The sequence below is a fragment of the Mesorhizobium sp. Z1-4 genome, assembly GCF_004000235.1.
In the GTDB taxonomy this organism is placed as follows: domain Bacteria; phylum Pseudomonadota; class Alphaproteobacteria; order Rhizobiales; family Rhizobiaceae; genus RCIO01.
Window position 1 is genome coordinate 429,011 of the sequence record NZ_RCIO01000001.1, and the last position, 24,973, is coordinate 453,983.

The window sequence follows — 24,973 nt, forward strand, 5'->3', positions numbered from 1 at the left end:
TCAGAGCGCGCGGAAGGCCGGGCGGCTAATTCGCGATATGTGGCCGAAACCGGAGAAACGCCTTTTCATGGCCGGGCTTTTAGCCGAGCACGCCGCGCGAATAAAGAGGCGGATTTCCGGCTCGGGCGAGATCCTGCCCGGTTAATCACCAGACATCGCGGTCAAGCCTGTCAAAAATCACCCGGCGCATGGCGCGGATCGTCAGGTCCGGCATCAGCCGACCGGCCAGTGCCAGCATGCGCGCGCGTGCATCCGAATAAACCGCCGCCCTGCCCGCCAGCGCTGCACCAACAATGTGCCGGGCCGCAGCCGCAGGGTCGGTACGACGCTCAACGCTGGCGCCCGGCGGTGCGTGGCGGGCGGCGTGCGCGGTGCGCAGCGGGCCTGGATAGGCCACAGTGACCGAAACGCCGCGCTGCGCGAACGGCTTGCGGACGCTTTTTGCATATGCCGCCAGCGCGTCTTTTGAAGCGGCATAAACCGCCGCACCCGGATAACCGGTGAAATGCGACAGTGACGAAACGAAACAGAGGTGGCCGTTCACGGCGTCCGCATTCACCAGAGCAGACGCCAGAACCATCGGCGCTTCCGTGTTGACCGCTACCAGCCGCCGGTAGGCCTCCAGTGGCACTGCTTCGAACCTGCCGGTCGCGCTGACGCCGGCGTTGAACAGGACCAGCCGGTACGGCCCGGCGGCGACAATCGCGTCCAGATTGCGGTCGAGGGCAACGCGGTCGGCAAGGTCGCAGATGATGCCAACAGCCATGCTCGCCGCCGGCGGCGCGTTGCGGTCGACCGAAACGACGTCGTAGCCGCTTGCCAGCAGCAATTCCACAAACGCCCCGCCAAGCCCCTCGCTGCCGCCCGTCGCCAGCGCGCGCGGGCGGCGCCCGGTTATCTGAGCCACGGCGTCACCGCGGCGGCCAGGTAGCGAGGGAAGCTGATCGTGCGGCGGCTGCGGCGGCTTGCCAATGCCCGCTCGAGCAGCCGGGCCATCGTTTCGGGCGATGTAAAAAACCGCCGGGCACGGCCGGGGTCGAAACCCGCCTTGGCATGGATGTCCGTTCTCACCGGGCCGGGGTGGATGACTTGCACCTTTGTCCGGCCGCGCCATTCTTCGGCAAGCGAGCGCGCCAACCCGTCGAGACCGGCCTTGGCCGCGGCATAGCTGGCAAACAGCGGCGCCCCGCGCCGGGCCGTCGAACCGATCAGGACCAGCCGGCCGCCTGAAAGCAATGGCGACAGGCCATACGCAAGCGCAATCGCCGCGACAAGATTGGCTTCAAGCGTGTTGCGGATCGAACCGGCCGGTTCGCTGGCCGGATCGCCAGACCAGCCGCTGCCCGCATTGAGGACCGCCAGATCAAGCGATTCCCAACCCAATAGATCAAGCGCCGCCATGATGTTCGACGCCGCCACCTCAGGCGCCGACTGGTCGGCCACGACATAGTGTGCATTGGCGGGAAGGATCGGCATGGCCTCGAGCTCAGGCATTCGGCCGGCAAGAAGCAGCTCTGCGCGTCCGGCGTAGCGGGCGGCGAGCGCAGCCCCGATGCCGGAAGTCGCGCCGGTGATCAATATATTCGGCTTCATCGAAGCTCGTTAGAAAATGCGCCGCCTGGCGTCGAGCCACATTGGCTTCACGATATCGCGAAGCCAAGCCTCGCATCGAGTTCGCCGAGCGGCACCACACCGGCGAGCAGCGCCCGCGCCTCCTCCGCATCGGTTCGCATCTGGGCGACCAGCGGGTCGAGGCCGTCGAATTTCAGCTCCGGGCGCAGGAACGAGAAGAACGAGACTTCGCATTGCTGGCCATAGAGATCGCCCTCGAAATCGAACAGGAATGTCTCAAGCAGAACCGTTCCGTCATTCTCCACCGTTGGGCGGCGGCCGAAACTTGCGACGCCGTCGTGAACCGTGCCGTCGGCACGCCGGAACCGCACCGCATAGATGCCGTGGCGCAGATCGCTGCTGTCGGGAAGAGCCATATTGGCTGTCGGAAACCCAAGCGTGCGGCCGAGCTGTTTTCCCGCCGTAACTTCAGCCGCAACCGTATAACGATAACCCAGAATGCCGGCTGCAACCGCAACATCGCCCGCCGTCAGCATTTCGCGGACGCGCGTCGAAGAGATCACCTCGCCGCCTTCATCGGAGAACGGTTCGACGGTCGACACGCCGAAGCCCAGATCGCGGCCGGCTTGGCTCAGAAATTCCGGATTGCCGGCACGGCCGCGGCCGAAATGAAAATTATGCCCGGTCACCACGTGAGACGCTGCCAGGTCGCCGACGAGCACCGTGCTAACGAAGTCCATGGCCTCGGTCTGCGCAAAATCTCTGGTGAAGGCGATCTCGACCACGCCTTCGAGACCGAGCGCGGCCAAGATACGGGCACGCATCGGTGCCGGTGTCAGCCGGAACAGTTTGTGATCGGGCTGGAAGATACTGCGCGGATGCGGCTCGAATGTCAGTGCGACGACATGCACCCCAAGCGCGCGGCCCGTTTCCAGCGCCGACCCGAGTACGGCCTGATGGCCGCGGTGGACGCCATCGAAGTTGCCGATCGCGACAACCGCATTGCGCAGCTTCGCGGGGACTGCGCTTGAGCCCTGGTGGCGAACGAAGGTGTCTTCCATTTCGTCCGGCCTCGATCAGCGCAGCCGCGGCATCGTTGCGCGGGGCCACAAACCATGTGCGGTCAGAAACGCGGACAGGCTCGCCGGCGCGGGGTCGCCGCCGCCATATTCGGCGGCATGAATTCCGGCGGTGATGAAAAGCGCGTCATAACCGGCGGCCGATGCGCCTTTGATATCCGTGAGGATGCCATCGCCGATGGCAAGAACTCTCGGATCCACCAATTCATGGCCGGCTGTGTCCGCGGCTGCCTTGAGCGCGGCATCGTAGATCGGCTTATGCGGTTTGCCGGCAATGAGCGTCCGCCCGCCCAGCTGGGCATAGTCGCGCGCCAGCGCGCCGGCACACCAGATGAGGCGGTCGCCACGTTCGACAACGATATCGGGGTTCGCGCAGACGAAGGGCAGATCGCGGGCGCGCATGCGGCGAAGCGCTTCAGCATAGTCGTCCGGGGCTTCGGCCTCATCGTCGAACAAGCCGGTGCAGACGACCGATTGGGCCTCGAATTCTTCGACCAGTTCTATGTCGAGCCCGTCAAACAGCATGATATCGCGATCGGCTCCCAGGTGGTAAACCCGGCGGGCGCCCTCGGCGATCAGGTCGCGCGTTACATCGCCTGAAGTGACGAGGCGATCCCAAGCCGCACGCGGCACGCCGAGCGCATCGAGGCCCGCCTCCACTTCCCGCTTCAGACGCGGTGCATTGGTCACCAGCACAACGATCTTGCCGTCGACACGTGCGCGCTCCAGCGCCGCAGCGGCAGGAAGCGCCGCCTCGACTCCGTTGTGCAGCACGCCCCAGACGTCGCACAGGATCACGTCATAGTCGCCGGAGATATCGGCAAGCGCATCGATTTTTCGCGGCAGAGATGCCGTCATCGCTGAATAAATCCGTTCTGGACCGGCGGAGAGTTGTGGGTGACGAGCGCCCGCAATTAACCGAAGCCGTTCACCCTGTCACGAGCTTTTGCTTAACAGACGGCATGCCAGGTGGCAGAACAATCGCGAGGGGGCTTGGCCGCGCCGCAGGCGCCGGCAAGAGCGGTGTTGGGTAATGTTTGCACGACGGGGATTGTTTTTGTCGGTTCTGGCCATTGCGGCCATTGCCTTTTATTCGGTGTCCAACGGGGCTGAGGTGGCATCGCCACCGATCTCGGAAAATCTGTTTGCACTTGCGGCGTTTGCGGCCTCGCTTGTCGCGCTGGCGGCAATCGGCATCGCACTCTTCGCGATGAACCGCGTCGCCGCGCTGCGCGGTGAACTTCGCCGGTTCTCGCGCTCGGTCGAAACGACGCTTGATGAGATCGCCTCGCGCAGCACGCGCGATTCCGCGTCGATCGGCGAACTCAACCGGATGGTCGCCGACGAAATCCGTAGCATGTCGGCAAAAGCGCAGGCTGGCGACAACTCCCGACCGGCCGCCGCGGCAGAGACACGCAGGCCCCGGCCGGCACCGGTCGTGACACGTGGCGACCTGGCGCAAGATACGGGTTCCGACTTCAACGCTGCGATGGCTGATGCGCTGAAAATCGACGAACTGGTGGTCAGCCTGCAGCCCATCATTTCCGTATCCAGAAGCGTTGCGGCAGGGTTCGAAGCGCATGCGCATGTCGGAGACATGGAGGGCGGCCCCGCCCGGGACATTCGCCGCCTCACGAGTCCCGTTTCGGGACTCGACCAGGCGGGATTCGAGCAGCGCCTGCTCAAACACGCGATCGAGGCCGGGCGCCGTCAGCTCGGTTCCGAAAGCGAAAAGATGCCCTTCCATGTCGCGATATCGGGTGCCCTGCTCGGCAATGATGACGAGATGCAAAATCTCGCCCAACTGACCTCGCAGCACCGCTCGCTGGCCAAGTCGGTGGTGCTCTCTCTCGACGCGGACACGTTTGGCATGCGCGGGAAAGTGCGGGAAAACCTCGACAGTCTGACGATGGAGGGCTTCCGAATCGCGCTGGAGGATTGGGCAGGCAACGAAGACGAAGCAAAGGCCGCTGCCGCACGCGGCGTAAGGTACGCCAAGGTACCGGCCGGCCGCCTTTTCGACCGCAAGGGACGGCGGTCCGCCGAACCGGCGGGGGCCGATCTGATCGCCGCGCTTCAGGCGGCCGATATCGAAATCATTGCAACCGGCGTCGAGCGCGATGAAGACGCCGTCGGCCTTATCGACCTGGGCATCGACCTCATGGAGGGTGAGCGCTTCTCGGGCCCGAAGGTGCTCAAGGCGCCCGCGAAGCGCCGCACGGCGCTCGCCGCAACGTAAACAAACGGTGAAAGCCCCCGCCGCGAATAGAATTATTCGAAAACTCCGCTTTAAGGGGTTTGTGCGCATTATCCCGCCGAAATTGAGCCATGGTGGGGTAACCGAGCAATGTTGCGTCGTTTTCTTTCCGACACCCGCGGCAACTATCTGCTGATGACCGCGGCGGCAATCGTGCCGATCCTGGGCGGCATGGCTATTGCCGTCGATTACACGGAAATGTCGCGTCAGCGGCAGCTCACGCTGAACGCGCTCGATGCCGCCGGCATCGCGACAGCGCGACGTGTGGTCGACGGTGCTACGGACGCTGAACTGGTCGCCTATGCTCAGGATTTCTTCAGCGCCAACCTAGGTGATGATGCCAAAGCAACGCTGACTGTCGTCTTGCCGAAAAACAACGCCGGCGGCGGCACACTCAAGCTCACCGCCGATCTGAGATACAATCCTTACTTCCTGCCGGCGTTCGCAGCGCTGATCGGCGACGACAGCGCGACAAGCGAAATCCATTTCGATGCCGTATCCGAGATCCGGCTGAAGAACACTCTCGAAGTCGCGCTCGTGCTCGATAATTCCGGTTCGATGGACTATCTGGGCTCGGGCTCCGGCCAGAAGCGCATGTCCCTTCTCAAAAACGCTTCGAAGAACCTCGTCGACAAGCTGGCCGGCCAGGCCGGTCAGATGAAGCAGGTCGCGAAGCCGGTTCAGTTCGGACTCGTACCCTTTGCCTCATCGGTCAATGTCGGCCCGCAATACGATGAAGCGTCGTGGATGGATACAACCGGGATATCCCCCATTCACCACGAAAACTTCGCTTGGGGCTCGTTTCCTGAATCCAACAGGAAAATCCAGTTGTCCGGCGGCGTCTACGTCAAGAAGGGCAGCGACTGGGAGGACGAGGAAGGCGAGGTCGTCACCCGCTTCACCATGTTCGAAGACATGGAGCGCATCACCGGCGAGAAGTATGTCACCACGACCGAAAAGGTGTGCAAGAAGTGGAACAAAAAGAAGACCAAGTGCAAGAAGTGGCAATGGGAGACCTCGGGAAACTTGGTATATACCTACGGGCCCTATGCCAGCTGGCAGGGCTGCGTCGAAGCGCGCCCTGCGCCCTACAACCGCACGGATACACCGCCGTCGAGCGGCAACCCGGCAACCCTCTATGTCCCGATGTTTGCGCCCGACGAAACCGACCAGCGCGATGGATACAACCGGAGGGCCTATTCCAATTACTGGGACGACATGACCGGCAGTTCCAGTGACTACACGCGCATGAGGTATACGCCGAAATATTTCGAGCCGGCGCCGTTGGGCAAGTCCGCCGCCGGCAAAGGCGAAGGGCCCAATGCCAGCTGCACGACAAACCCGATCACCGCACTCACTGATGTGTCCACATCGGCGGGACTGAACTCGATCAAAGACGCCATCGACGACATGGACGCCAATGGCGGCACCAATGTCCCCGAGGGCATCGCATGGGGCTGGCGGGTGGTCTCGGGCGGCTTGCCCTTCAACGAAGGGCGCCCGGACAGCGAAAGGGGCAACGACAAGGTGGTCATCGTTCTCACCGATGGCGAGAACACCTACTACACGCCCGAATCGCTCGGCTATAACGACCTCGCCAACAGCGAGTCCATCTACTCGGCCTATGGATATGCCGGCAGAAACCAGCCCGGCGAATCCAAATCGCGTCTGTTCATGGACACCTCCGTGAGTTCGACAAACTACTCGAACGACAATTATTCGGCGGCGCTGAACCAGCACATGCTGGGCATCTGCAGCAATGCCAAGAGCGCCGGCGTGATCGTCATGACGGTGGCCCTCGATCTTTCGACATCGAACTCCGGCCAAGCGGCGCAGATCGCAGCGCTCAGGGAATGTTCCTCGGATTCGCGCTTCCGCAAGAATGCGTCGAACCAGCCCGCAAAGCTGTTCTGGAACGCCAAGGGCGGCAACCTGTCGGATGTCTTCGACGAAATCGCTGACGAATTGTCCAACCTGCGCATCGTCGGCTGATCTGAAACCAGCAACGAAAACGGTCTCGCTATCCAGGCGGGGCCGTTTTCGCTGACGCGTCGATTTCTTGGTAAACCGGCGCCTAACAGCCGGTTTACATTTTTTACACGAAGCTAAACGGCGAATTAGCAGCTCATCGGTCAAATGGCTGGCTGGGTTAGCTGGGGTTTGCTCGAATGCTTTTCCTCGATTTCTGTCGGGACAAGGCCGGCAATTATGCGATTGCCGTTGCGACCGCGATCGTGCCGTTGATGGGCGGTCTGGCGATTGCGGTCGACTATGCAGAGCTCAACCGCGAACGGCAGGCGCTGCTGAACGCGCTCGATGCCGCCGGCATCGCGACCGCGCGCCAGATCGTGTCAGGCGCAACGGACGAAGCGATCGTCGCGTACGCCAACGATTTCTTCCAAGCGAACCTCGGTCCGGTGGATCCCGCCGATGCCAATCTGTCGGTTGAGCTGCCGAGCAACCAGGCGGGAGGCGGTACGCTGAAGTTGTCCGCCACGCTCGACTACAAGCCCTATTTCTTTCCCGTCTTCCTCGACCTGATGAACCGCGAGGCTACGACGTCGATCCGGTCGAGCGCAGACACCGAAATCAGGCTCAAGAACACGCTCGAGGTGGCGCTCGTGCTCGATAATTCCGGCTCCATGGACTATGTGGGCTCGGGATCGGGATCGAAGCGTATCGACCTCCTGAAATCTGCGGCAAAGCAGCTCGTCGACACGCTTGCACTCCAGGCCGCGCAGATCAAACAGGTTGAAAAGCCGGTTCAGTTCGGTCTGGTGCCGTTTGCGGCGTCGGTCAATGTCGGCCCGCAGATGAGCGGAGAAAGCTGGATCGATACAGCCGGCATTTCGCCGGTTCACCACGAGAACTTCAACTGGTCGACCCTTTCGGAGCCGTTCCGCTACACCGAAAAGACTGGCGGGATCTGGTACAAGCGCGGCGAAGGCTGGGGCGCTGACGAAAACACAATCCTGAGCCGCTTTTCGCTGTTCAAGGACATGAAACAGGTCGATTCGCGCGAGTGGGTCGCAACCGGCACGGAATGGATCTGCACCCAGTATCGCTGGAACGGCACCTGCAAATCCGGCTACTGGAAAGAGACAGGCTACTGGGACGAAACGATCGGCACCTTTGCCAGCTGGCAGGGGTGCGTCGAGGCGCGCCCTCACCCCTACAATGTCTCTGACACGGTGCCGGATGCGGGCGTCTCCGAAATCGGCGTCGTTTACGGCAATCCCGCGACACTGTTCGTGCCGATGTTCGCTCCAGACGAAGCGGGCGACCGCTGGGCGACCGCGGAAGACCCCTCGCCCGACAGCTACTCCGCGCCCAACAATTGGTGGAACGACGGCAGCGAGGCCTCCGCGGCCACGCGGCAGGCAAACATGACCAAATATTTCGAGGTGCGTCCCTTTGGGGCTTCCAGCTCCTACGGCACAGGCCCGAACTACAGCTGCACCACCAATCCGATCACGCCGCTCACCGATGTGACCAACGAAGCGGGCATTGCCACTGTGAAAGGAGCGATCGACGCCATGCAGCCGAGCGGCGCTACCAACGTGCCCGAAGGGCTGGCCTGGGGCTGGCGCGTCGTTTCGAGCGGCGCACCCTTCACCGAGGGCCGGGCCGACAGCGAAAAGGGCAACGACAAGATCGTCATCGTGCTCACCGACGGCGTGAACACCTATTACACGCCAGGATCGCTCGGCTATTCCGATTCCGCATCCAACAAATCGACCTATTCCGCCTATGGCTATGCCGGCGTCGGCTACGACGGAACCGGCACATCCCGCCTGATGACAGGCACAAGCGGGCTCGGCCTCTACGACTATTCCAACGGCAACTACACCGCCGCGCTCAACCAGCACCTCGCCTCGGTCTGCGGTGGCGCCAAGGCGGCCGGCGTGATCGTGATGACGGTTTCGCTCGATCTTTCGACCGGCGACGCCGGCGAGAACCAGGCCATTCAGGCGCTCAAGGCCTGCGCATCGGATTCCCGTTTCCGCAAGGAGTCCTCCGGGCAGCCGGCCAAGCTCTACTGGAACGCAACCGGCGGCAGCCTGTCCGACACGTTCAGGGAGATCGGCAACGAGCTGTCGAACCTGCGCATCGTGAGCTGACGGTGTGCTTGACAGCCGTGTGCCTGCTTTTACCCTTGGCATGATCGGAGGTCATCATGGGCGCAACAAAACCGGCCGGCACGGACGCAATCGCCGACGGCACGGCACGCAGCTGGGACGAGTGGCTGTCATTTCTGGAGCGTATCGCCGCCGGCAAGATGCCGCATCCGGAGATCGCCCGACGTATCAAGGAGACCGGCGACGCCAATGGCTGGTGGGCGCAGGCAATCACGGTCGCGTTCGAGCAGCATATCGGACGGCGCAAACCGGGCCAGCGCAGCGACGGCAGCTACGAGGTTTCTGCCACCCGCACGGTCGACGGCGAGGTGGCGGGCATCTTCTCCAATCTTTGCAAGCGGCTCGACACCACCGCCGCATTTGACGGCGTTGCCCGCGCGGGCAACCCCCGCACCAGCGTGACACCCAAACGCAGTTACTGGCGCTGCGACCTTGAGGACGGCACCGGCTTCGAGTGCGCGCTTGAACAGAAAGCGCCCGGCAAGGTGCTTGTCGCCGTCACCCACAAGAAGCTGGGAAGTGAAGACGACGCCGCGCGCCGGCGTGGCTTCTGGAAACAGCACCTCCCCGCACTCACGGCCTAGGTCAGCTGAATTCCGCTTCTGCACCATTGGGTCGATGGAGGTGCGGTGCTACGCGGCTGCAAGCTGGCCGGAGCCGACCCAATGCCCGAACTCCACAACATCATCGCGTTCGCCTTGATCTCGCTCGGCATGGTGCTGACGCCCGGGCCGAACATGATCTACCTGATCTCGCGCTCGATCTGTCAGGGCCGAACGGCGGGGCTGATCTCGCTCGGCGGCGTGGCGCTGGGTTTCGTTGTTTACATGCTGGCCGCCGCCTTCGGCATCACCGCGCTGCTGTTTGCCGTGCCTTATGCCTATGATGCGCTGCGGCTCGCCGGTGCAGCCTATCTCGCATGGCTTGCATGGCAGGCAATCCGGCCCGGCGGGCGCTCGCCGTTTCAGGTGCGGCAGCTGGCGGCCGACAGCCCGCGAAAGCTCTTCCTGATGGGTCTGGTGACCAATCTGCTCAACCCCAAGATCGCGATGATGTATCTGTCGTTTCTGCCGCAGTTTATCGACCCAACAGCCGGCAGCATCTTCCTGCAGTCGGTCGTGCTCGGCTTCACGCAGATCGGCGTCGCGGTGACCGGCAACGCGACCATCGCAATCCTGGCCGGCTCCATAGCTGTATTTCTGGCGCAGCGCCCGTTCTGGCTTACCGTGCAGCGCTGGGCGATGGGCACGGTGCTCGGCGCGCTCGCCGTCAACATGGCGACAGAGGCGCGACGGTAATATCCTCCCGCTTGCAGGCAGAATGAGCACCGCCGTCATCCCGGAAGGCGAAGCCTGTCCGGGATCCATTCCGTCTGGTGCGGGCGCAATTCACAGCCGTTCCGGAATGGGTCCCGGCTCGCGGTCGCAAGCTCCCTTGGCCGGGATGACGCGCGGTGGTCTTGTCGCACTTGTCGTAACAGGTAGCGTCGGTTAGGACAGCCGCGCCCTTTTTGTCGATTTATGCGGCTTAATCCACTTCTCAAAAATCCTACGGACCTCGACGCGATGGCTGACAAGGCGGAAAAAATGAAAGCGCGGCTGCCGCGCGGCTTTGTCGACCGCGGCGCGGACGACATTCGCGCCGTCGACAAGATGATGCGCGCGATCCGCGACAAGTTCGAGCTCTACGGCTTCGAGCCGGTGGAGCAGCCCTTCGTGGAATATACCGACGCGCTGGGCAAGTTCCTGCCCGACCAGGACCGGCCCAACGAGGGCGTGTTTTCGTTCCAGGACGATGACGAACAGTGGCTTTCGCTGCGCTACGATTTGACCGCGCCGCTGGCGCGCTACGTGGCCGAGAATTTCGAGACGCTACCGAAACCCTATCGCAGCTACCGCTCAGGCTGGGTCTTCCGCAACGAGAAGCCGGGACCGGGCCGCTTCCGTCAGTTCATGCAGTTCGACGCCGATATCGTCGGCACGCCGGGTGTGGCCGCCGACGCCGAGATGGCGATGATGATGGCCGACACGCTGGAAGCGGTCGGCATCAACCGCGGCGACTATGTGATCCGGGTGAATAATCGGAAAGTGCTGGACGGCGTGATGGAAGCGGTTGGCCTTGGCGGCGAAGAGAACGCCGGCCGTCGGCTGACCGTGCTGCGCGCCATCGACAAGCTCGACAAGTTTGGCGTCGAAGGCGTGCGGCTGCTGCTTGGCGAAGGCCGCAAGGACGAGAGCGGCGATTTCACAAAGGGCGCGGGACTTGGTGACGAGCAAATCGGTAGGATCAGCGGCTATCTGGGGACTGCATTCAGGGAAAGTCGGGGCGACCTGACCTATGCGGGCGCCAAGTCTCCCATTGATAATTTGCCGGGAGAAGACACCTATCGATCGTCGAGCATGTCCTTTGGGTTTTGGAGAGATGCTGTCGCCGGTTCTGAAACCGGTGTTCAAGGCGTCAACGAATTGGAGGAAATGGCATCCCTATGTGCTGCGGCTGGCTACGACGTTGATCGCGTGATGGTTGATGCGTCCGTGGTCCGCGGCCTCGAATATTACACCGGCCCGGTCTACGAGGCAGAACTGCTGTTCGAGGTGCCGAACGAGAAGGGCGAGATCGTGCGCTTCGGCTCGGTGGCCGGCGGTGGGCGCTATGACGGTCTCGTCTCGCGCTTCCGCGGCGAGCCGGTGCCGGCGACGGGCTTTTCCATCGGTGTGTCGCGCCTCACCACGGCGCTGAAGAACCTCGGCAAGCTGGATACGACCGACGTCATCGCGCCGGTCGTGGTGCTTGTCATGGATCGCGATACCGACAGCCTCGGCCGCTACCAGAAGATGGTCACCAGCCTCCGCACGGCCGGCATCCGCGCCGAAATGTATCTCGGTGGCTCGGGCATGAAGGCGCAGATGAAATATGCCGACCGGCGCGGCGCGCCCTGCGTCATCATTCAGGGCGGCGACGAACGCGAAAAGGGCGAAGTGCAGATCAAGGATATGGCGCTCGGCGAGCAGCTTTCGAAGGAAATCGAGGACAATGCCGCGTGGCGCGAAGGCCGCCCGGCTCAGTTTTCGGTGAAAGAGGACGAGCTGGTCGAAGCCGTGCAGCGCGTGCTTGATGCACAAAATGCGGAGCGGGGGCAGAACTGATGTTCACCCCCCTCTGGCCTGCCGGCCATCTCCCCCTCAAGGGGGGAGATCAGCTCCCACTAACGACCACGCCAGTCACGAGCGTCGCGAAGGAGGCGAAGCTCTTGAGGCCGCCAATCTTCCCCCTCGAGGGGGAGATGTCGCCGAAGGCGACAGAGGGGGGTGTTTCCAGCGGAGAGCCGTCATGACCGCCCTCCCCGATTTCGCCGACGACATCATCGCGCAGCTTGAAGCGTGCGGCGCGCCGGCGACCGACGTCGCGATCCTGCAGCCTGCAGACCCGTTTCTCGACATGGCGGGCGAAGATTTGCGCCGCCGCATCTTCCTGACCGAAAGCGAAACCGGGTCCGCACTTTGCCTGCGGCCCGAATTCACCATCCCCGTTTGTCTCGATCACATCGCGCGCCGCGCGGCCACGCCGCGGCGCTACGGCTATCTCGGCGAGGTGTTCCGCCAGCGGCGCGAGGGCGGGGCCGAGTTTTTTCAGGCCGGCATCGAGGATCTGGGCGAAGCCGACATTGCCGCCGCCGATGCGCGCTCGGTGGCCGACGCGCATGCGCTTCTGACGCGCTTGCTGCCCGGCAAGGCGCTCGCCGTCACCATCGGCGACCAGTCGGTATTCGAGGCGGTTCTAGCCGCACTTGGCCTGCCACGTGGCTGGCAGAAACGACTGGCACGCGCATTCGGCTCGCCCGGCGCGCTGGAAGCCGCCCTTTCCGACCTTGCCAATCCGACCCGCGCTGCTGCGCTCGATGAACCCGCCGCATCGCTGCTTCTCGCCGGCGAGCCCGAGCCGCTCGCCGCCCACATCGCGGAGCGCATGGAAGCCGCCGGCCACTCACTGGGCGCGGGACGAAGCCCGCAGGAGATCGCCAAGCGGCTGATCGAAAAATCGGAACTGCGCAGCGTGCGGCTTTCCGACGAGGCGCTGGCCGCGCTGAAGGATTTTCTCGACATCCGCGCTCCGCTCGGCGAAGCGCATGCCGTTCTGGAAGCCTTCGCAAGCGAGGCGAAACTGTCGCTCGGTTCGGCGCTGACGAAATTCGGCGCGCGGGCCGACGCCATCGCCGCGCACGGCCTTGCCGGCGCATTCGAATATGACGCCGCGTTCGGCCGGCCGCTCGACTATTACACCGGACTTGTTTTCGAGATCGGCCTGCCGGGCGACACGCGCCCTCTGGCCGGCGGCGGCCGTTACGACCGGCTGCTTACGCTCCTCGGCGCGAAAGCGCCGATCCCCGGCGTCGGCTTCTCGGCCTGGATCGATCGCATCGCGGAGGCCAGGCCATGAGCGTCACGCTTGCGCTTCCCTCCAAGGGTCGACTGAAAGAACAAGCGCTGAAACACATGGCGGAGGCCGGGCTTTCGGTCGATCTGCCGGAGGATGACCGCCGCTATCGCGCGACGCTGGCCGACTGGCCCGAGATCGAGCTCGTTTTCCTGTCGGCGTCGGAGATCGCCAGCGAGCTCGGCCAGGGCAACATCGACCTCGGCGTCACGGGCGAAGATCTGCTGCGCGAAACGATCGGCGATTTCGATGCGCGCATCGAGATCGCAGCGCGTCTCGGTTTCGGGCGTGCCGATGTCGTCGTTGCCGTGCCTGACATGTGGCTCGACGTCGACACGATGGCGGACCTCGACGATGTCGCCGCCGACTTCCGCCACCGGCACGGGCGCCGGCTCCGCATCGCGACCAAATACTGGCGGCTGACGCAGCAGTTCTTCTCGCAACTGCACGGCATCCAGGTCTACCGCATCGTGGAAAGCCTCGGCGCAACCGAAGGCGCGCCGGCCGCCGGATCGGCCGATGTCATCGTCGACATCACCACCACGGGTTCCACGCTGCGCGCCAACCATCTCAAGGTCCTGGAAGACGGCGTGATCCTTCGTTCCGAAGCCTGCCTCGCCGCATCGCGCAAGGAGCGCGACGACGCGGACAAAAAGGCGATTGCGGAACTTGGGGCAGCGTTGAGGCGCTAGCTCCGCCGCGCATCCACCGACAACGGTCCCGAACCATGGATCGCGAGCAGGATCAACCCACCTGAAACTGCGATATCCTTGAGCAGCATCTGCTGGTGAAGGAAAACGAGCGTCGCCGTGTCGCCCTGGCCGTAATGGCCGAGGAACCCGGCTGAGATTGCGAACAGCGCGAGCAATGCAGCGACCGGTCGCGTGGCTGCGCCTGCAATCAGGCAAAGTGCGGCAAGCAGCTCGAACGCGCCCACCGCCCACGGCAAAAGGTCGGCTAAGGGCAGGCCCAGACCGGCGAAATAGGCTGCCGTGCCGGCCGGGTTCGACAAAGCGGCATAGCCACTTTGGGCGAACATGATTGCCAGCAGGACCCGCGCCAGAAGTGAGAGCAAAGCGGTCGTCATAAAGTCCTCAGCCGAGGCTCCAAACTACCACGGCGCCGTACACAAAAAAGCCCGGCGCGATGCGCCGGGCTTTTTTTCATGCATATCCGGGTGCGGATCAGGCGGCGCGGCGGCCGTCGACGGAAAGCGATCCCGGTCCGGCCGCATAAAGCGCCAGCAGGCCGCCGGCGATGGTGAAGTTCTTCATGAACATGATCATCTGCATCTGGTCGCCGAAATCGGCATGGAAGAAGACTGCCGTAAAGATGCAGAAGAGCGCGAGGAATGCGGTGCCGATACGGGTCTGGAAGCCGATCAGCACGGCGATACCGGCCAGCGTTTCGCCGATACCTGCTACCCAGGCACCCAGCGTTGCGGCCGGCAGGCCGACGGAACCGATATAACCGGCGGTGCCCGCAATATCGGTGAGCTTCTGCAGGCCCGACATGATGAACATGAGAGACAGCAGAATGCGGGCGACAAGAAGTACGACGTTGTTGGACATGGGCGTTCGGCTCCGGAAAGACAAAAGGAGCGCGTGTGATACGCAATTATCCGCGTTGCGATAGGCCGCAATTTGCGAACGCTGCGTTCATACCCGGCAGCGCGGCTCAGCCCGTCATGTCTTCGGGTCGCACCAGCCGGTCATAATCGGCCTCGGAGACGAGCCCGCTTGCCAGCGCTTCCTGCCGCAGCGTCGTGCCGTTTTTGTGCGCCGTCTTGGCGATCCTGGCCGCCGCGTCGTAGCCGATCTCGGGTGCAAGCGCCGTCACCAGCATCAGCGACTGGCGCATGAGTTCGGCGATACGCTCTTCGTTGGCCTCGATGCCGGCAACGCAATGGTCGGCGAAAGAGCGCATCGCGTCGGCCAGCAGCCGTTCCGATTGCAGCACCGCATTGGCGATCACCGGCTTGAAGACGTTGAGTTCGAAATGACCCTGGCTGGCGGCAAAGGTCACGGTCGTTTCGTTGCCCATCACCTGGGTCGCAACCATGGTCAGCGCCTCGGCCTGGGTCGGGTTCACCTTGCCGGGCATGATCGACGAGCCCGGCTCGTTTTCGGGCAGAACCAGCTCGCCAAGCCCCGAGCGCGGCCCGGAGCCCAGAAAACGGATGTCGTTGGCAATCTTGAACAGATCGGCAGCCAGCGCAGCGAGAACGCCATGGAATGCCGCCAGGGCACCGTGGCTCGCCAGCGCCTCGAACTTGTTGGCGGCAGAGCGGAACGGGATACCGGTCAGTTCCGCCATGCGCGCGGCAAAACCTTCTGCAAAACCCTTCGGGGCGTTGAGGCCTGTCCCCACCGCAGTGCCGCCCTGCGCCAGCGCATGCACGTCGCCCAGAGCGTGCCCGATGCGCTTTTGCGCCAGTTCAAGCGCCGCCACGTAACCGGAAAATTCCTGGCCGAGCGTCAGCGGCGTCGCGTCCTGGGTGTGCGTGCGCCCTATCTTCACGATGCCGGCAAAGGCTTCCTCTTTTGCAGCCAGCGCGCCCCGAAGATTCTCCAGCGCCGGCAGCAGCCGGTCGCGCGCCTCAAGCGCCGCCGCGACATGCATCGCGGTCGGGAAGGTGTCGTTGGACGACTGGCTCATATTTACATGATCATTGGGGTGAACCGGCGTCTTCGATCCCATCTCGCCGCCGAGCATTTCGATCGCGCGGTTGGCGATCACCTCATTGGCGTTCATGTTGGACTGGGTGCCGGAGCCGGTCTGCCATACGACGAGCGGGAAATGGTCGTCGAGCTTGCCGGCCGCGACCTCTTCCGCAGCTTCGGCGATGGCAGCTCCAAGTTTAGCGTCGAGTTTGCCCAGCGCGACATTGGTATCGGCCGCGGCCTGCTTCACCAGACCCAGCGCGTGAACCAGAGGCAGCGGCATACGCTCTGTGCCAATGCGGAAATTATTGCGCGAGCGTTCGGTCTGGGCGCCCCAGTAGCGGTCGGCTGGAACATCGATAGCGCCGAATGTGTCCGTCTCGCTGCGTTTTTCGGCCATGGCTCACCTCATAGTCGGCAACACAGCATATGGTGAAACCGGACCGAATGCGCAACGCAGGTTAAATGGTCCGGCGGGACGGAGAGCCCGCCCCGCCGGAAAGATCAGGCCATTTGCGTCTGGGATCGCAGCAAGCCCCAGCGGAAACCGCTGCTGCGTCGCACGCGAACCAGCACCACCGTCACGACAGCCAGCATCAACACCTCGGCTGCCGCGCCTGCCAACCAGATGCCGTCGGCACCCAGCAGGTACGGCAGGACGAAGATCAGCGGAATGTTGAACAGATATGTCCGCGTGACACTCAGGATAAGCGCTCGGCTGGCATCGCCTATTGCCTGGAAATATCCGGAGACGATCATCATCGGCCCCGACAGGAAATATGCCAGCGTGACCAGCGGCAATATGTGAGACAGCTGGACAATCGTCTCTTCGTCGTCGACGAAGAAACCGCCCAGCACGCCCCGGCTTGCGACCACAGTAAGCTGAACGGCGACACAGTAGACAAGTGCGGCGCCCAGCCCGAACAACAGCCCGCTATCGGTGCGCTGCCACAACCGTGCACCGAAATTGTTGCCGACGATCGTCTGCATGGCCATGCTCAGGCCCATCAGCGGCAGGAAGGTGAAGGTCATGACACGCGTGACAATGCCGAAGGCAGCGATCGTTGCCGCATAACCCTCCGGGTTCCACAGCTGGACCGCAGCGATCATCGCGCCCGATGACAGCGCAATACCGATGAAACTCAGGCTCTGGGGCGCACCGAGTGTGAGGATCTCGCCCCAGGACGAGCGCCACGCGGACATCGGCAGGCTCGAGAAGCGCAGCGCAGTGTCACCCCGGATGCGGTAGATCACGATGATCAAAAGCGCCAGCGCTTGAGCAAGCACCGTGCCCCAGGCCGAACCGGCCACACCCCATTCCAGAACCACGATGAGCAGGTAGTTGAACGCAATGTTGGACAGCGACACGAGCACCGTGGCGCCGGCCATCAGCGCCAGCTTGCCTTCGCTGCGCAAGGTGTCGCCGTGAACCGACAGCAGAAACACCAGCGGCGAGAACCAGACCATGATGGAGATATAGGCGTATCCCATGCGCGCCAGTTCACCGGATCCATTCGCCAGCCACGCGATCAGCGCGTGGCCGCCGGCCCAGAACACAGCGATCAAAAGCAGGCTGATGAGGATCGATATGCCGTGCGCGCCGACCAGCAGGCGGCGCGCGCCATCGTAGTCGCTCGCGCCCAAAAGGCGTGCCATCACGCTCGCAAGGCCAAAACCCACGAGCGTTGCCAGCGCGGTTATCGTCATGAACAGCGGGAACATCAGCGTCACCGCGGCGAGTGCATCCGCGCTCACGAACGCACCCAGAAAATAGGCGTCGATAACAGTCTGCACGCCGTTCATGCCCATCACGACAATGATGGGCGCAGCCGTCTTCAGATAAAGCGACGGCATTGATCCGGCCAGGAAGCTGTTCCCGCCGGAGGTTTCGGAGGTGGTCATTTTCGTCTCCCGTATCGCATCAAACGGAGACTGAATGGAGCCCGCATTACCATTTGTCCGATGCGTCGGTGCGACGAAAAATCGGGAGAGGCTTCACCATGCTTGCGCTGCGGGCGGCCGGCGCCTCTGGCCGGAGCGAGGCTTTTATGCCCGGCGTCCCGGGCTGTCAATGCAATGGAAGCACGCAATCACCGCCAACTGACGGCGCGATTTCCCCTGCGCTGAAGCCTGAATACGATCCGAGTTGGATTTCGTTACGCCAAGGTGTTGCTACAGCCCCCGGTAGCAGTAGTCTGCCCAAAGCGATGCCTGAGACACAACCATGCCGGAACTTTCTCCCCTCCTGACAGAGTTTTTCGATTTCTGGCCGCGCATGTGGGCCGCGTTCCTTGCGCGAACAGAGTTCGAGAAGGCTACGGATGCGGTAGCGCTGGCCGCTACATTCGGTCCGCTCCTGTGGGCGTTCATGAAGGTGATTTCCGGTCGGGAGCGGCGGCGGGCACTGCGTGAGCGCGCAAATCTTGAAGAACGGATCGCTATCCTGGAGGAGGCCAGAAAAGGGCTCGAAAACCGGCTCAAAAGCCGGGAATCTCAAATAAAGGAGATGTCATTTTCGGTTCCAGCGGACGCACGCAGGCGAGCCGATTCGCTGCGGGCTGACGGCAACGAAGAGTTGGCCATAGCCGCACTACGCGATTGCTTTGAGACCTTGCGGCCCGATTTGGTTTCCCTATGCAGCGAGCTTGCGCTGCATCATGTTTCGATTGCGCCCGATTTCGGCGAGCATCAGCTGGTGGAGGCCAAGCGCATGGCGGATCTGGCGTTTATGCTCGATCCCGGTGACGCGAGGGTTGGCGACATCCAAACCGAGCTGTCGGAGATTGACGCCCGGACGGAATTGACCGCGACGGCATACGACCCGCTCGATCCAAAATGGGACGATGCCCGCTTATTCATGCATCTCGGATCCAGCAAGGATGCCGAAGCGGCATTTGCCGCCTTGCTGGAAAAGGGCGAAGAGGCCAGAGAAGCCGGCAGCTACCTGCGTGCGGAACGCATTCTGGCGCGCGCGTACAGGATAGGCTGCAGGGTTTACGGAAAATATGACGAGCAAACGCTTCGTGCTGCCTGGCCCTGGTTGCGGACGCTCGCGACGTTGGATCTCTTCGCCCCCGCCCTGCAATTGGCGTCCGATCTATCGGCCAACCTTGAAGCAGGAACCGAAGCTAAGGCTGCGGCAGATTTCTATCGCGCGCAAGCGCTACAAGCGGCGGGACGGGTCCAGGAGGCACTTGGCATCGTCGAACAAACGGTGCGCGATTGGACTGAGCTTCGTGGGCAGGAAGACCGCGAGACCCTGGTAAACACCAGACTTTGGGTGCGGCTTTTGGCCGATTCCGGTCAGGTTCCCAGGGCGCTTCCGGAATCGGAGCAGCACGTGCATGTATGCGAAAGGGCTCTCGGCGCTGAGGCGCATGAAACGCTTCAAGCCCGCTTTCTCTATGCGGCGCTTTTGCACGATACAGGCGAAAGCGAAAAAGCACTTGCCGAGCTAAATGCGGTGATTGGGGTCGAAAACCGCGTAAGGGGACCAGGCCACCCAGCCACACTCAGTTCACGCAGTAGCCGTGCCGAAATCCTGGCACAAATCGGTGACGTTGAATCGGCCCGCAAGGAGCTCGTGGAGATACTGCCCATGATCGCGAACGTTCTAGGCCGAAGCCACAGTCAACACCAAGATGCCGCCGCGCTTCTCGACAAGCTCGCACTCGCCGGGAAAGACAGTACGGAGAGCTTGGCAGCAAACTGATATTTATGACGCTGGTCGATCAACGATTTCACGCCTGGCCGGAGACGTCGCGATCGCATCGATCGCCTCCACAATACCTTGATCGAAACAAGAAAGGGCGGCATCGCTGCCGCCCATTCCTAATGCTTGAAGGAGGTAGGACTTTGGAAGTCCATGCCGCCACTCAAGCCCGCCTGACGGGCTTGAGCAACTAAAGTGATGGGCGTGCTTTATGGGCTTCTTAGAAGCCCATGCCGCCCATATCTCCCATGCCGCCGCCAGGCATTGCCGGAGCCGGAGCGTCCTTCTTCGGCGCTTCCGCGATCATGGCTTCGGTGGTGACCAGCAGACCGGCAACCGAGCCGGCGTCCTGAAGCGCGGTGCGCACGACCTTCATCGGGTCGACGATGCCCATCTGGATCATGTCGCCATATTCGCCGGTCTGGGCGTTGTAGCCGAAGGTAACCGACTTGTTCTCGAGGATCTTGCCGGCAACGATCGAGGCTTCCGCGCCCGCGTTGGAGGCAATCTGGCGAACCGGTGCCTGCAGGGCACGGCGCACGATCTGGATGCCAGCATCCTGATCGGTGTTGGCGCCCTTCACGTTGATGCCTGCCGAAGCACGCAGCAGCGCCACGCCACCACCGGCAACGATGCCCTCTTCCACCGCGGCGCGGGTGGCGTTGAGCGCGTCATCGACGCGGTCCTTCTTTTCCTTGACCTCGATCTCGGTGGCACCGCCGACGCGGATGACGGCAACGCCGCCAGCCAGCTTGGCGAGACGCTCCTGCAGCTTCTCGCGGTCGTAATCGGAGGAGGTTTCCTCGATCTGCTGCTTGATCTGGCCGACGCGGCCCTGGATCTCGCCCTTCTTGCCGGCGCCGTCGACGATCGTGGTGTTTTCCTTCTCGACGCGGACGCGCTTGGCACGGCCCAGCATGTTGAGGGTCACGTTCTCGAGCTTGATGCCAAGGTCTTCGGAGATGACCTGGCCGCCGGTGAGGATAGCGATGTCCTCAAGCATGGCCTTGCGGCGGTCGCCGAAGCCCGGAGCCTTGACTGCAGCGATCTTGAGGCCGCCACGCAGCTTGTTGACGACGAGCGTGGCAAGAGCCTCGCCTTCGACGTCCTCTGCGATGATGAGCAGCGGCTTCGACGACTGCACGACCGATTCCAGAACCGGCAGCATGGCCTGCAGGTTGGAGAGCTTCTTCTCGTGGAGGAGGATGTAGCAATCCTCGAGCTCGGCAACCATCTTGTCCGGGTTGGTGACGAAATAGGGCGACAGGTAGCCGCGGTCGAACTGCATGCCTTCGACGACCTCGAGCTCGGTCTCGGCGGTCTTGGCTTCCTCGACGGTGATCACGCCCTCATTGCCGACCTTCTGCATCGCCTCGGCGATCATCTTGCCGACTTCCTCTTCGCCGTTGGCCGAAATGGTGCCAACCTGGGCGACTTCCTCGGAGGTCTTGATCTTCTTCGCCTGCTTGGCGAGCTGGGCAACGACGTTCTGGACTGCCAGATCGACGCCGCGCTTCAGATCCATCGGGTTCATGCCGGCCGCAACAGCCTTGTGGCCTTCCTGAACGATGGCCTGGGCAAGAACGGTCGCGGTGGTGGTGCCGTCGCCGGCAATGTCGTTGGTCTTGGAAGCGACTTCACGCACCATCTGTGCGCCCATGTTCTCGAACTTGTCCTCAAGCTCGATTTCCTTGGCGACAGTAACACCGTCCTTGGTGATGCGAGGCGCGCCGAACGACTTGTCGATCACGACGTTGCGGCCTTTCGGGCCCAGCGTGACCTTTACCGCGTCGGCAAGAATGTTGACGCCCTTGAGCATGCGCTCACGTGCGTCACGGGAGAATTTTACGTCTTTAGCAGCCATTTCTCAGCTCCTGGGCGCGAGGCCCGAATTTCTGGTGGGTTAGGTTCTGATGCGCAGGGCGGCGTTCAGCCGATGATGCCCATGATGTCGGATTCCTTCATGATCAGGAGATCCTCGCCATTGAGCTTGACTTCGGTGCCCGACCACTTGCCAAACAGGACGCGATCGCCTGCCTTGACGTCCAGCGGAACAACCTTGCCCGCCTCGTCGCGAGCGCCCGAACCAACGGCGATGACTTCGCCTTCGGACGGCTTTTCCTTCGCGGTGTCGGGAATGATGATGCCGCCGGTGGTCTTTTCTTCAGAGTCGACGCGACGTACGACGACACGGTCGTGAAGCGGACGGAACTTCGTTTTTGCCATTTGTGTGATCCTCGAAGCGGAATATGAAATACCGTTTTCCGGGCTCGCCGGATTTGTTGGCACTCACCAAGGATGAGTGCTAACGGGCGGTGAGATATGGATTGCCGCCGGCAGAGTCAAGAAGCGCGGGGAAAAGTTGCGGCTGCTGGGTGCCGTGCGCCGCCGCGCGAGGACCGGCTCTCAGGGCCGCTTGAACTGGCTCCGTTCCAGTTCCACCAGTTCCCTGCACACGCAGCCTTCCATGTGGTCGTTGACCAGCCCCATCGCCTGCATGAAGGCGTAGACCGTGGTCGGGCCGACAAAGGTCCAGCCGAGCGCCTTCAGTTCCTTCGATATCCGGGTCGAAACCGGAGTCGTGGGGTTCGCCCTGGCATAGGCGAGGTCGACAACCGGCGGCCGCTCATCCGCACCGGGCTCGAAAGACCAGAACCACCTGGCGAGCGACCCGTGCCTTTCGCACATTTCCACCGCCTTGCGGGCGTTGTTGAACACCGATGCAATCTTGCCGCGGTGCCGGATAATGCCGGCATTCAGCAGATGACGTTCCACTTCCGGGTCGCCATGCGCGGCGAGCTTCTCGAAATCGAAATCCGAGAAGGCTTCCCGAAAGTTCTCCCGTTTGCGCAGGATGGTGATCCAGGAAAGGCCCGACTGAAATCCTTCGAGGCAGATCTTTTCGAAGAGCCGCCTGTCGTCGGTGACCGGCCTGCCCCACTCATGATCGTGATAGTGAAGATAGTCGGGTTCGCTGCCGGGCCAGAAGCACCGCAAAGCGCCATCCGGCCCCACGATCAGCCCGTTATCTTCCTTGTCCATCCCCACCTCCAGGCCGCGGATCGATTCACCTGCGGTTTACCAGACATCTCAACGCCGCAGTAACCACACCGAAAGGTTCATGCAAAATCCGGCATTTTAGACAACCCGATTCATATTTCGGTTGCCACGTATCCTGACAATTGGCCAATCGATGCAGAGGGGCGGACCGCCTTTCCGGCATCGCGTGTTTTGAGTTTTGCGTAGCCAAAGAGTTGTCAGATGAAACGTGTCCTGCCGCTTCTTGCCGCCACCATTCTGGCCGCCGGCACCCTCGCCGCCGCGGCGAACGACCGATACGGCTCACGCCCGCCGCTGGTCGTCAGCCCGGACCTCAGCGCACCGTGGGTGCTGCAGCTGCAGCGCGCACCCGAGGGACAGCGGGTCAGCGGGTTGCGCGGCGTGCGCATGGGGCCGGCCACAACACGCACGGTCATACGCCGCGAGCGGCGCACCCAACAGCAGGTCCGGGTGCGGCAGCGGGTGCACGTCCCGCAGGCGACACGGCAGGTGCAGCGTCCAGTGCAGGTGGCAGCGGCACCGGCACCGGCACGCGGCGCGGCGGTCCAGATCGATCCGAAATTCCTGCCGCAGACGGTCGATTACGCCGGTTCGCACAAGCCCGGCACCATCGTCATCGATACCGCCACCAAGTTTCTTTATCTCGTCGAAGCCGGGGGACAGGCGCGCCGGTATGGCGTCGGCGTCGGCAAGGAAGGCTTCCAGTGGACCGGAACCGAGAGCATTTCGCAGAAAAAGCACTGGCCTGACTGGCGCCCGCCGGCGGAAATGATTGCCCGTGAGAAGAAGAAGGGGCGTATTCTTCCGGCTCACATGCCCGGCGGTCCCGCCAACCCGCTCGGCGCGCGGGCGCTTTATCTCGGATCTACGCTTTACCGCATTCACGGCACCAACGCTCCCTGGACGATCGGCGGCAACGTCTCATCCGGCTGCATTCGCATGCGCAACGAGGACGTTATGGATCTGTATGAGCGGGTGAAGGTCGGCACCAAAGTGGTCGTCATCTGATTTCGGTTGCGGGGGACGGACCGGCCTTGAGGGGATGAGCCGGACCGTCGCGAAAGGGCGACGCGGCCAGCCGGCTGCGTCGCCCTTTCTTATTCTGTGGACCGTTCTTCCGCGCGAATTCCATTCACCGCATGCGGCACTATCGTGTTGCACGGTTCGGCTCGACCGGGCTTTGGGAGGTGCATATGGACGTTCTGATCACCGTTTTCCTGCCGCTCGCGCTGGCAATCATCATGTTCTCGCTCGGGCTTGGCCTGACGCTGGACGATTTCCGCCGGGTGTTCGTCGCACCCAAGGCATTCGGGATCGGTGCACTGTCGCAGATCGTTGTTCTGCCGGTCGTGGCGTATGCCGTCGTGCTCCTGTTCCGGCTCCCCGCCGAACTGGCGGTCGGGCTGATGATCCTTTCCTTCTGCCCAGGCGGCGTGACCTCGAACATCCTGACCAAGTTTGCACGCGGCGACCTGGCTCTATCGATCTCGCTGACAGGCGTCGTCAGCCTGGTGTCCGTGGTCACGGTACCGCTTCTGGTTGCCTTCACTGCAGACCATTTCATGGGCGTGGAGGCGCCGCCGGTAAATGTCACGTCGCTTGCTGTCGCGATGTTCGCCATCACCGCCCTGCCCGTGGTGCTCGGTATGGTTATGCGCCACTTCGCACCCGGACTGACCGGCAGGATCGAGACCTTTGTCGAGCGGCTGGCGGTCATCCTGTTCGTGATCGTCGTTGTCGGGGCGCTGGCAGCCAACTGGACGCTGTTTGTCGACAATCTGGCGGTACTCGGCCCGGCAGTCGTGGTCCTCAACGCAGCCCTGCTGGCAATCGGCCTCGGCCTGGCACGGCTTTTCGCACTCGACGGCAAGCAAGCGACCGCAATATCCATCGAGACCGGAATCCAGAACGCGACGCTCGGCATCACGGTCGGTTCATTGATCGTGGAACAGGTTTCGGCCCTGCCGCCGTTCAGCCTGCCGTCGGGGGTCTACGGCATAACCATGTATGTCGTCAGCCTGCCTTTTGTTTTCTGGCGGCGGGGGCTGGCAGCATAG

At 62.8% G+C, this 24,973-nt stretch carries 22 protein-coding genes; 11 read left to right on the top strand and 11 right to left on the bottom strand.

Annotated features, from left to right (window positions below):
• Positions 1 to 145: 145 nt before the first annotated feature.
• The 4 genes from EP165_RS02105 to EP165_RS02120 are packed head-to-tail and all read right to left on the bottom strand — an operon-like array spanning position 146 to position 3,509.
• A complete protein-coding gene (locus EP165_RS02105) occupies positions 146 to 907 on the bottom strand; it encodes an SDR family NAD(P)-dependent oxidoreductase (RefSeq protein WP_164742932.1) in 762 nt (253 codons plus the stop codon).
• Entirely contained in the window at positions 895 to 1,593 is a 699-nt protein-coding gene (locus EP165_RS02110; protein WP_127519899.1) for an SDR family NAD(P)-dependent oxidoreductase, read from the bottom strand. Before EP165_RS02110 ends, EP165_RS02105 begins: the two co-directional genes overlap by 13 nt.
• 47 nt (positions 1,594 to 1,640) lie before the next feature.
• A complete protein-coding gene (locus tag EP165_RS02115; protein ID WP_127519900.1) occupies positions 1,641 to 2,633 on the bottom strand; it encodes a bifunctional riboflavin kinase/FAD synthetase in 993 nt (330 codons plus the stop codon).
• 15 nt (positions 2,634 to 2,648) lie between these two features.
• The gene (locus EP165_RS02120; protein WP_127519901.1) at positions 2,649 to 3,509 is read right to left on the bottom strand and encodes a TIGR01459 family HAD-type hydrolase; all 861 of its coding nucleotides are present in this window, start codon (positions 3,507 to 3,509) and stop codon (positions 2,649 to 2,651) included.
• Between the two features lie 175 nt (positions 3,510 to 3,684).
• Here EP165_RS02120 and EP165_RS02125 point away from each other — a divergent pair, with 175 nt between their 5' ends.
• The 8 genes from EP165_RS02125 to hisG all read left to right on the top strand — a co-directional run bounded on the left by EP165_RS02125 (position 3,685) and on the right by hisG (position 14,173).
• Entirely contained in the window at positions 3,685 to 4,890 is a 1,206-nt protein-coding gene (locus tag EP165_RS02125) for an EAL domain-containing protein (protein ID WP_127519902.1), read from the top strand.
• Positions 4,891 to 4,998: 108 nt separating this feature from the next.
• The gene (locus tag EP165_RS02130) at positions 4,999 to 6,900 is read left to right on the top strand and encodes a VWA domain-containing protein (RefSeq protein ID WP_127519903.1); all 1,902 of its coding nucleotides are present in this window, start codon (positions 4,999 to 5,001) and stop codon (positions 6,898 to 6,900) included.
• A 176-nt stretch (positions 6,901 to 7,076) separates the two neighbouring features.
• Positions 7,077 to 9,029, top strand: coding sequence for a pilus assembly protein (locus EP165_RS02135; RefSeq protein ID WP_127519904.1), 1,953 nt, complete (start codon positions 7,077 to 7,079; stop codon positions 9,027 to 9,029).
• A gap of 56 nt (positions 9,030 to 9,085) precedes the next feature.
• Complete coding sequence (locus EP165_RS02140; RefSeq protein ID WP_127519905.1) at positions 9,086 to 9,631, top strand: hypothetical protein; 546 nt, start codon at positions 9,086 to 9,088, stop codon at positions 9,629 to 9,631.
• A gap of 81 nt (positions 9,632 to 9,712) precedes the next feature.
• Entirely contained in the window at positions 9,713 to 10,345 is a 633-nt protein-coding gene (locus tag EP165_RS02145; RefSeq protein ID WP_127519906.1) for a LysE family translocator, read from the top strand.
• Positions 10,346 to 10,702: 357 nt separating this feature from the next.
• On the top strand, positions 10,703 to 12,193 hold the full coding sequence (gene hisS, locus EP165_RS02150; RefSeq protein ID WP_501981651.1) for a histidine--tRNA ligase: 1,491 nt from the start codon (positions 10,703 to 10,705) through the stop codon (positions 12,191 to 12,193).
• Between the two features lie 184 nt (positions 12,194 to 12,377).
• Positions 12,378 to 13,484 (top strand): ATP phosphoribosyltransferase regulatory subunit, encoded by a 1,107-nt coding sequence (locus EP165_RS02160; protein WP_127519909.1) that lies wholly within the window; start codon positions 12,378 to 12,380, stop codon positions 13,482 to 13,484.
• Positions 13,481 to 14,173 carry an ATP phosphoribosyltransferase gene (gene hisG, locus EP165_RS02165; protein ID WP_127519910.1) on the top strand — a complete coding sequence of 231 codons (693 nt, stop codon included), beginning with the start codon at positions 13,481 to 13,483 and terminating at the stop codon, positions 14,171 to 14,173. The genes EP165_RS02160 and hisG overlap by 4 nt, the downstream gene beginning before the upstream one ends.
• Here hisG and EP165_RS02170 read toward each other — a convergent pair.
• The 4 genes from EP165_RS02170 to EP165_RS02185 form a co-directional block, all read right to left on the bottom strand.
• Positions 14,170 to 14,568, bottom strand: a complete 399-nt coding sequence (locus EP165_RS02170; RefSeq protein ID WP_127519911.1) for a DoxX family protein — start codon at positions 14,566 to 14,568, stop codon at positions 14,170 to 14,172. The genes hisG and EP165_RS02170 overlap by 4 nt on opposite strands.
• A gap of 97 nt (positions 14,569 to 14,665) precedes the next feature.
• Positions 14,666 to 15,052 (bottom strand): DoxX family protein, encoded by a 387-nt coding sequence (locus tag EP165_RS02175; RefSeq protein ID WP_127519912.1) that lies wholly within the window; start codon positions 15,050 to 15,052, stop codon positions 14,666 to 14,668.
• Between the two features lie 106 nt (positions 15,053 to 15,158).
• Entirely contained in the window at positions 15,159 to 16,544 is a 1,386-nt protein-coding gene (fumC, locus tag EP165_RS02180; protein WP_127519913.1) for a class II fumarate hydratase, read from the bottom strand.
• Between the two features lie 104 nt (positions 16,545 to 16,648).
• Positions 16,649 to 18,046 carry an MATE family efflux transporter gene (locus tag EP165_RS02185; protein WP_127519914.1) on the bottom strand — a complete coding sequence of 466 codons (1,398 nt, stop codon included), beginning with the start codon at positions 18,044 to 18,046 and terminating at the stop codon, positions 16,649 to 16,651.
• Between the two features lie 322 nt (positions 18,047 to 18,368).
• On the opposite strand from EP165_RS02185, the gene EP165_RS02190 reads away from it, so the two are divergent.
• The gene (locus EP165_RS02190) at positions 18,369 to 19,856 is read left to right on the top strand and encodes a tetratricopeptide repeat-containing protein (RefSeq protein WP_127519915.1); all 1,488 of its coding nucleotides are present in this window, start codon (positions 18,369 to 18,371) and stop codon (positions 19,854 to 19,856) included.
• A 220-nt stretch (positions 19,857 to 20,076) separates the two neighbouring features.
• Here the strand turns inward: EP165_RS02190 and groL are convergent, their stop codons facing one another.
• The 3 genes from groL to EP165_RS02205 form a co-directional block, all read right to left on the bottom strand.
• The gene (groL, locus tag EP165_RS02195; RefSeq protein ID WP_127519916.1) at positions 20,077 to 21,720 is read right to left on the bottom strand and encodes a chaperonin GroEL; all 1,644 of its coding nucleotides are present in this window, start codon (positions 21,718 to 21,720) and stop codon (positions 20,077 to 20,079) included.
• Positions 21,721 to 21,785: 65 nt separating this feature from the next.
• Positions 21,786 to 22,082, bottom strand: a complete 297-nt coding sequence (gene groES / locus EP165_RS02200; RefSeq protein WP_127519917.1) for a co-chaperone GroES — start codon at positions 22,080 to 22,082, stop codon at positions 21,786 to 21,788.
• Positions 22,083 to 22,262: 180 nt separating this feature from the next.
• Positions 22,263 to 22,898, bottom strand: a complete 636-nt coding sequence (locus EP165_RS02205) for a DNA-3-methyladenine glycosylase I (protein ID WP_127519918.1) — start codon at positions 22,896 to 22,898, stop codon at positions 22,263 to 22,265.
• A gap of 219 nt (positions 22,899 to 23,117) precedes the next feature.
• Here EP165_RS02205 and EP165_RS02210 point away from each other — a divergent pair, with 219 nt between their 5' ends.
• Together EP165_RS02210 and EP165_RS02215 are read left to right on the top strand one after the other, a co-directional pair.
• Positions 23,118 to 23,924 carry a L,D-transpeptidase gene (locus EP165_RS02210; protein ID WP_127519919.1) on the top strand — a complete coding sequence of 269 codons (807 nt, stop codon included), beginning with the start codon at positions 23,118 to 23,120 and terminating at the stop codon, positions 23,922 to 23,924.
• Between the two features lie 185 nt (positions 23,925 to 24,109).
• Positions 24,110 to 24,973, top strand: coding sequence for a bile acid:sodium symporter family protein (locus tag EP165_RS02215; protein WP_127519920.1), 864 nt, complete (start codon positions 24,110 to 24,112; stop codon positions 24,971 to 24,973).

What these genes read in the sequence shown, in the direction of transcription:
- EP165_RS02145 (WP_127519906.1), top strand. Translation starts at nt 9,713, where the DNA reads ATGCCCGAACTCCACAACATCATCGCGTTCGCCTTGATCTCGCTCGGC.
- EP165_RS02110 (WP_127519899.1), bottom strand. Translation starts at nt 1,593, where the DNA reads ATGAAGCCGAATATATTGATCACCGGCGCGACTTCCGGCATCGGGGCT.
- EP165_RS02140 (WP_127519905.1), top strand. Translation starts at nt 9,086, where the DNA reads ATGGGCGCAACAAAACCGGCCGGCACGGACGCAATCGCCGACGGCACG.
- EP165_RS02205 (WP_127519918.1), bottom strand. Translation starts at nt 22,898, where the DNA reads ATGGACAAGGAAGATAACGGGCTGATCGTGGGGCCGGATGGCGCTTTG.
- EP165_RS02175 (WP_127519912.1), bottom strand. Translation starts at nt 15,052, where the DNA reads ATGTCCAACAACGTCGTACTTCTTGTCGCCCGCATTCTGCTGTCTCTC.
- EP165_RS02215 (WP_127519920.1), top strand. Translation starts at nt 24,110, where the DNA reads ATGGACGTTCTGATCACCGTTTTCCTGCCGCTCGCGCTGGCAATCATC.
- EP165_RS02115 (WP_127519900.1), bottom strand. Translation starts at nt 2,633, where the DNA reads ATGGAAGACACCTTCGTTCGCCACCAGGGCTCAAGCGCAGTCCCCGCG.
- groES (WP_127519917.1), bottom strand. Translation starts at nt 22,082, where the DNA reads ATGGCAAAAACGAAGTTCCGTCCGCTTCACGACCGTGTCGTCGTACGT.
- groL (WP_127519916.1), bottom strand. Translation starts at nt 21,720, where the DNA reads ATGGCTGCTAAAGACGTAAAATTCTCCCGTGACGCACGTGAGCGCATG.
- EP165_RS02130 (WP_127519903.1), top strand. Translation starts at nt 4,999, where the DNA reads ATGTTGCGTCGTTTTCTTTCCGACACCCGCGGCAACTATCTGCTGATG.
- EP165_RS02170 (WP_127519911.1), bottom strand. Translation starts at nt 14,568, where the DNA reads ATGACGACCGCTTTGCTCTCACTTCTGGCGCGGGTCCTGCTGGCAATC.
- EP165_RS02160 (WP_127519909.1), top strand. Translation starts at nt 12,378, where the DNA reads ATGACCGCCCTCCCCGATTTCGCCGACGACATCATCGCGCAGCTTGAA.
- fumC (WP_127519913.1), bottom strand. Translation starts at nt 16,544, where the DNA reads ATGGCCGAAAAACGCAGCGAGACGGACACATTCGGCGCTATCGATGTT.
- hisG (WP_127519910.1), top strand. Translation starts at nt 13,481, where the DNA reads ATGAGCGTCACGCTTGCGCTTCCCTCCAAGGGTCGACTGAAAGAACAA.
- EP165_RS02120 (WP_127519901.1), bottom strand. Translation starts at nt 3,509, where the DNA reads ATGACGGCATCTCTGCCGCGAAAAATCGATGCGCTTGCCGATATCTCC.
- hisS (WP_501981651.1), top strand. Translation starts at nt 10,703, where the DNA reads ATGCGCGCGATCCGCGACAAGTTCGAGCTCTACGGCTTCGAGCCGGTG.
- EP165_RS02125 (WP_127519902.1), top strand. Translation starts at nt 3,685, where the DNA reads ATGTTTGCACGACGGGGATTGTTTTTGTCGGTTCTGGCCATTGCGGCC.
- EP165_RS02135 (WP_127519904.1), top strand. Translation starts at nt 7,077, where the DNA reads ATGCTTTTCCTCGATTTCTGTCGGGACAAGGCCGGCAATTATGCGATT.
- EP165_RS02210 (WP_127519919.1), top strand. Translation starts at nt 23,118, where the DNA reads ATGAAACGTGTCCTGCCGCTTCTTGCCGCCACCATTCTGGCCGCCGGC.
- EP165_RS02185 (WP_127519914.1), bottom strand. Translation starts at nt 18,046, where the DNA reads ATGACCACCTCCGAAACCTCCGGCGGGAACAGCTTCCTGGCCGGATCA.
- EP165_RS02190 (WP_127519915.1), top strand. Translation starts at nt 18,369, where the DNA reads ATGCCGGAACTTTCTCCCCTCCTGACAGAGTTTTTCGATTTCTGGCCG.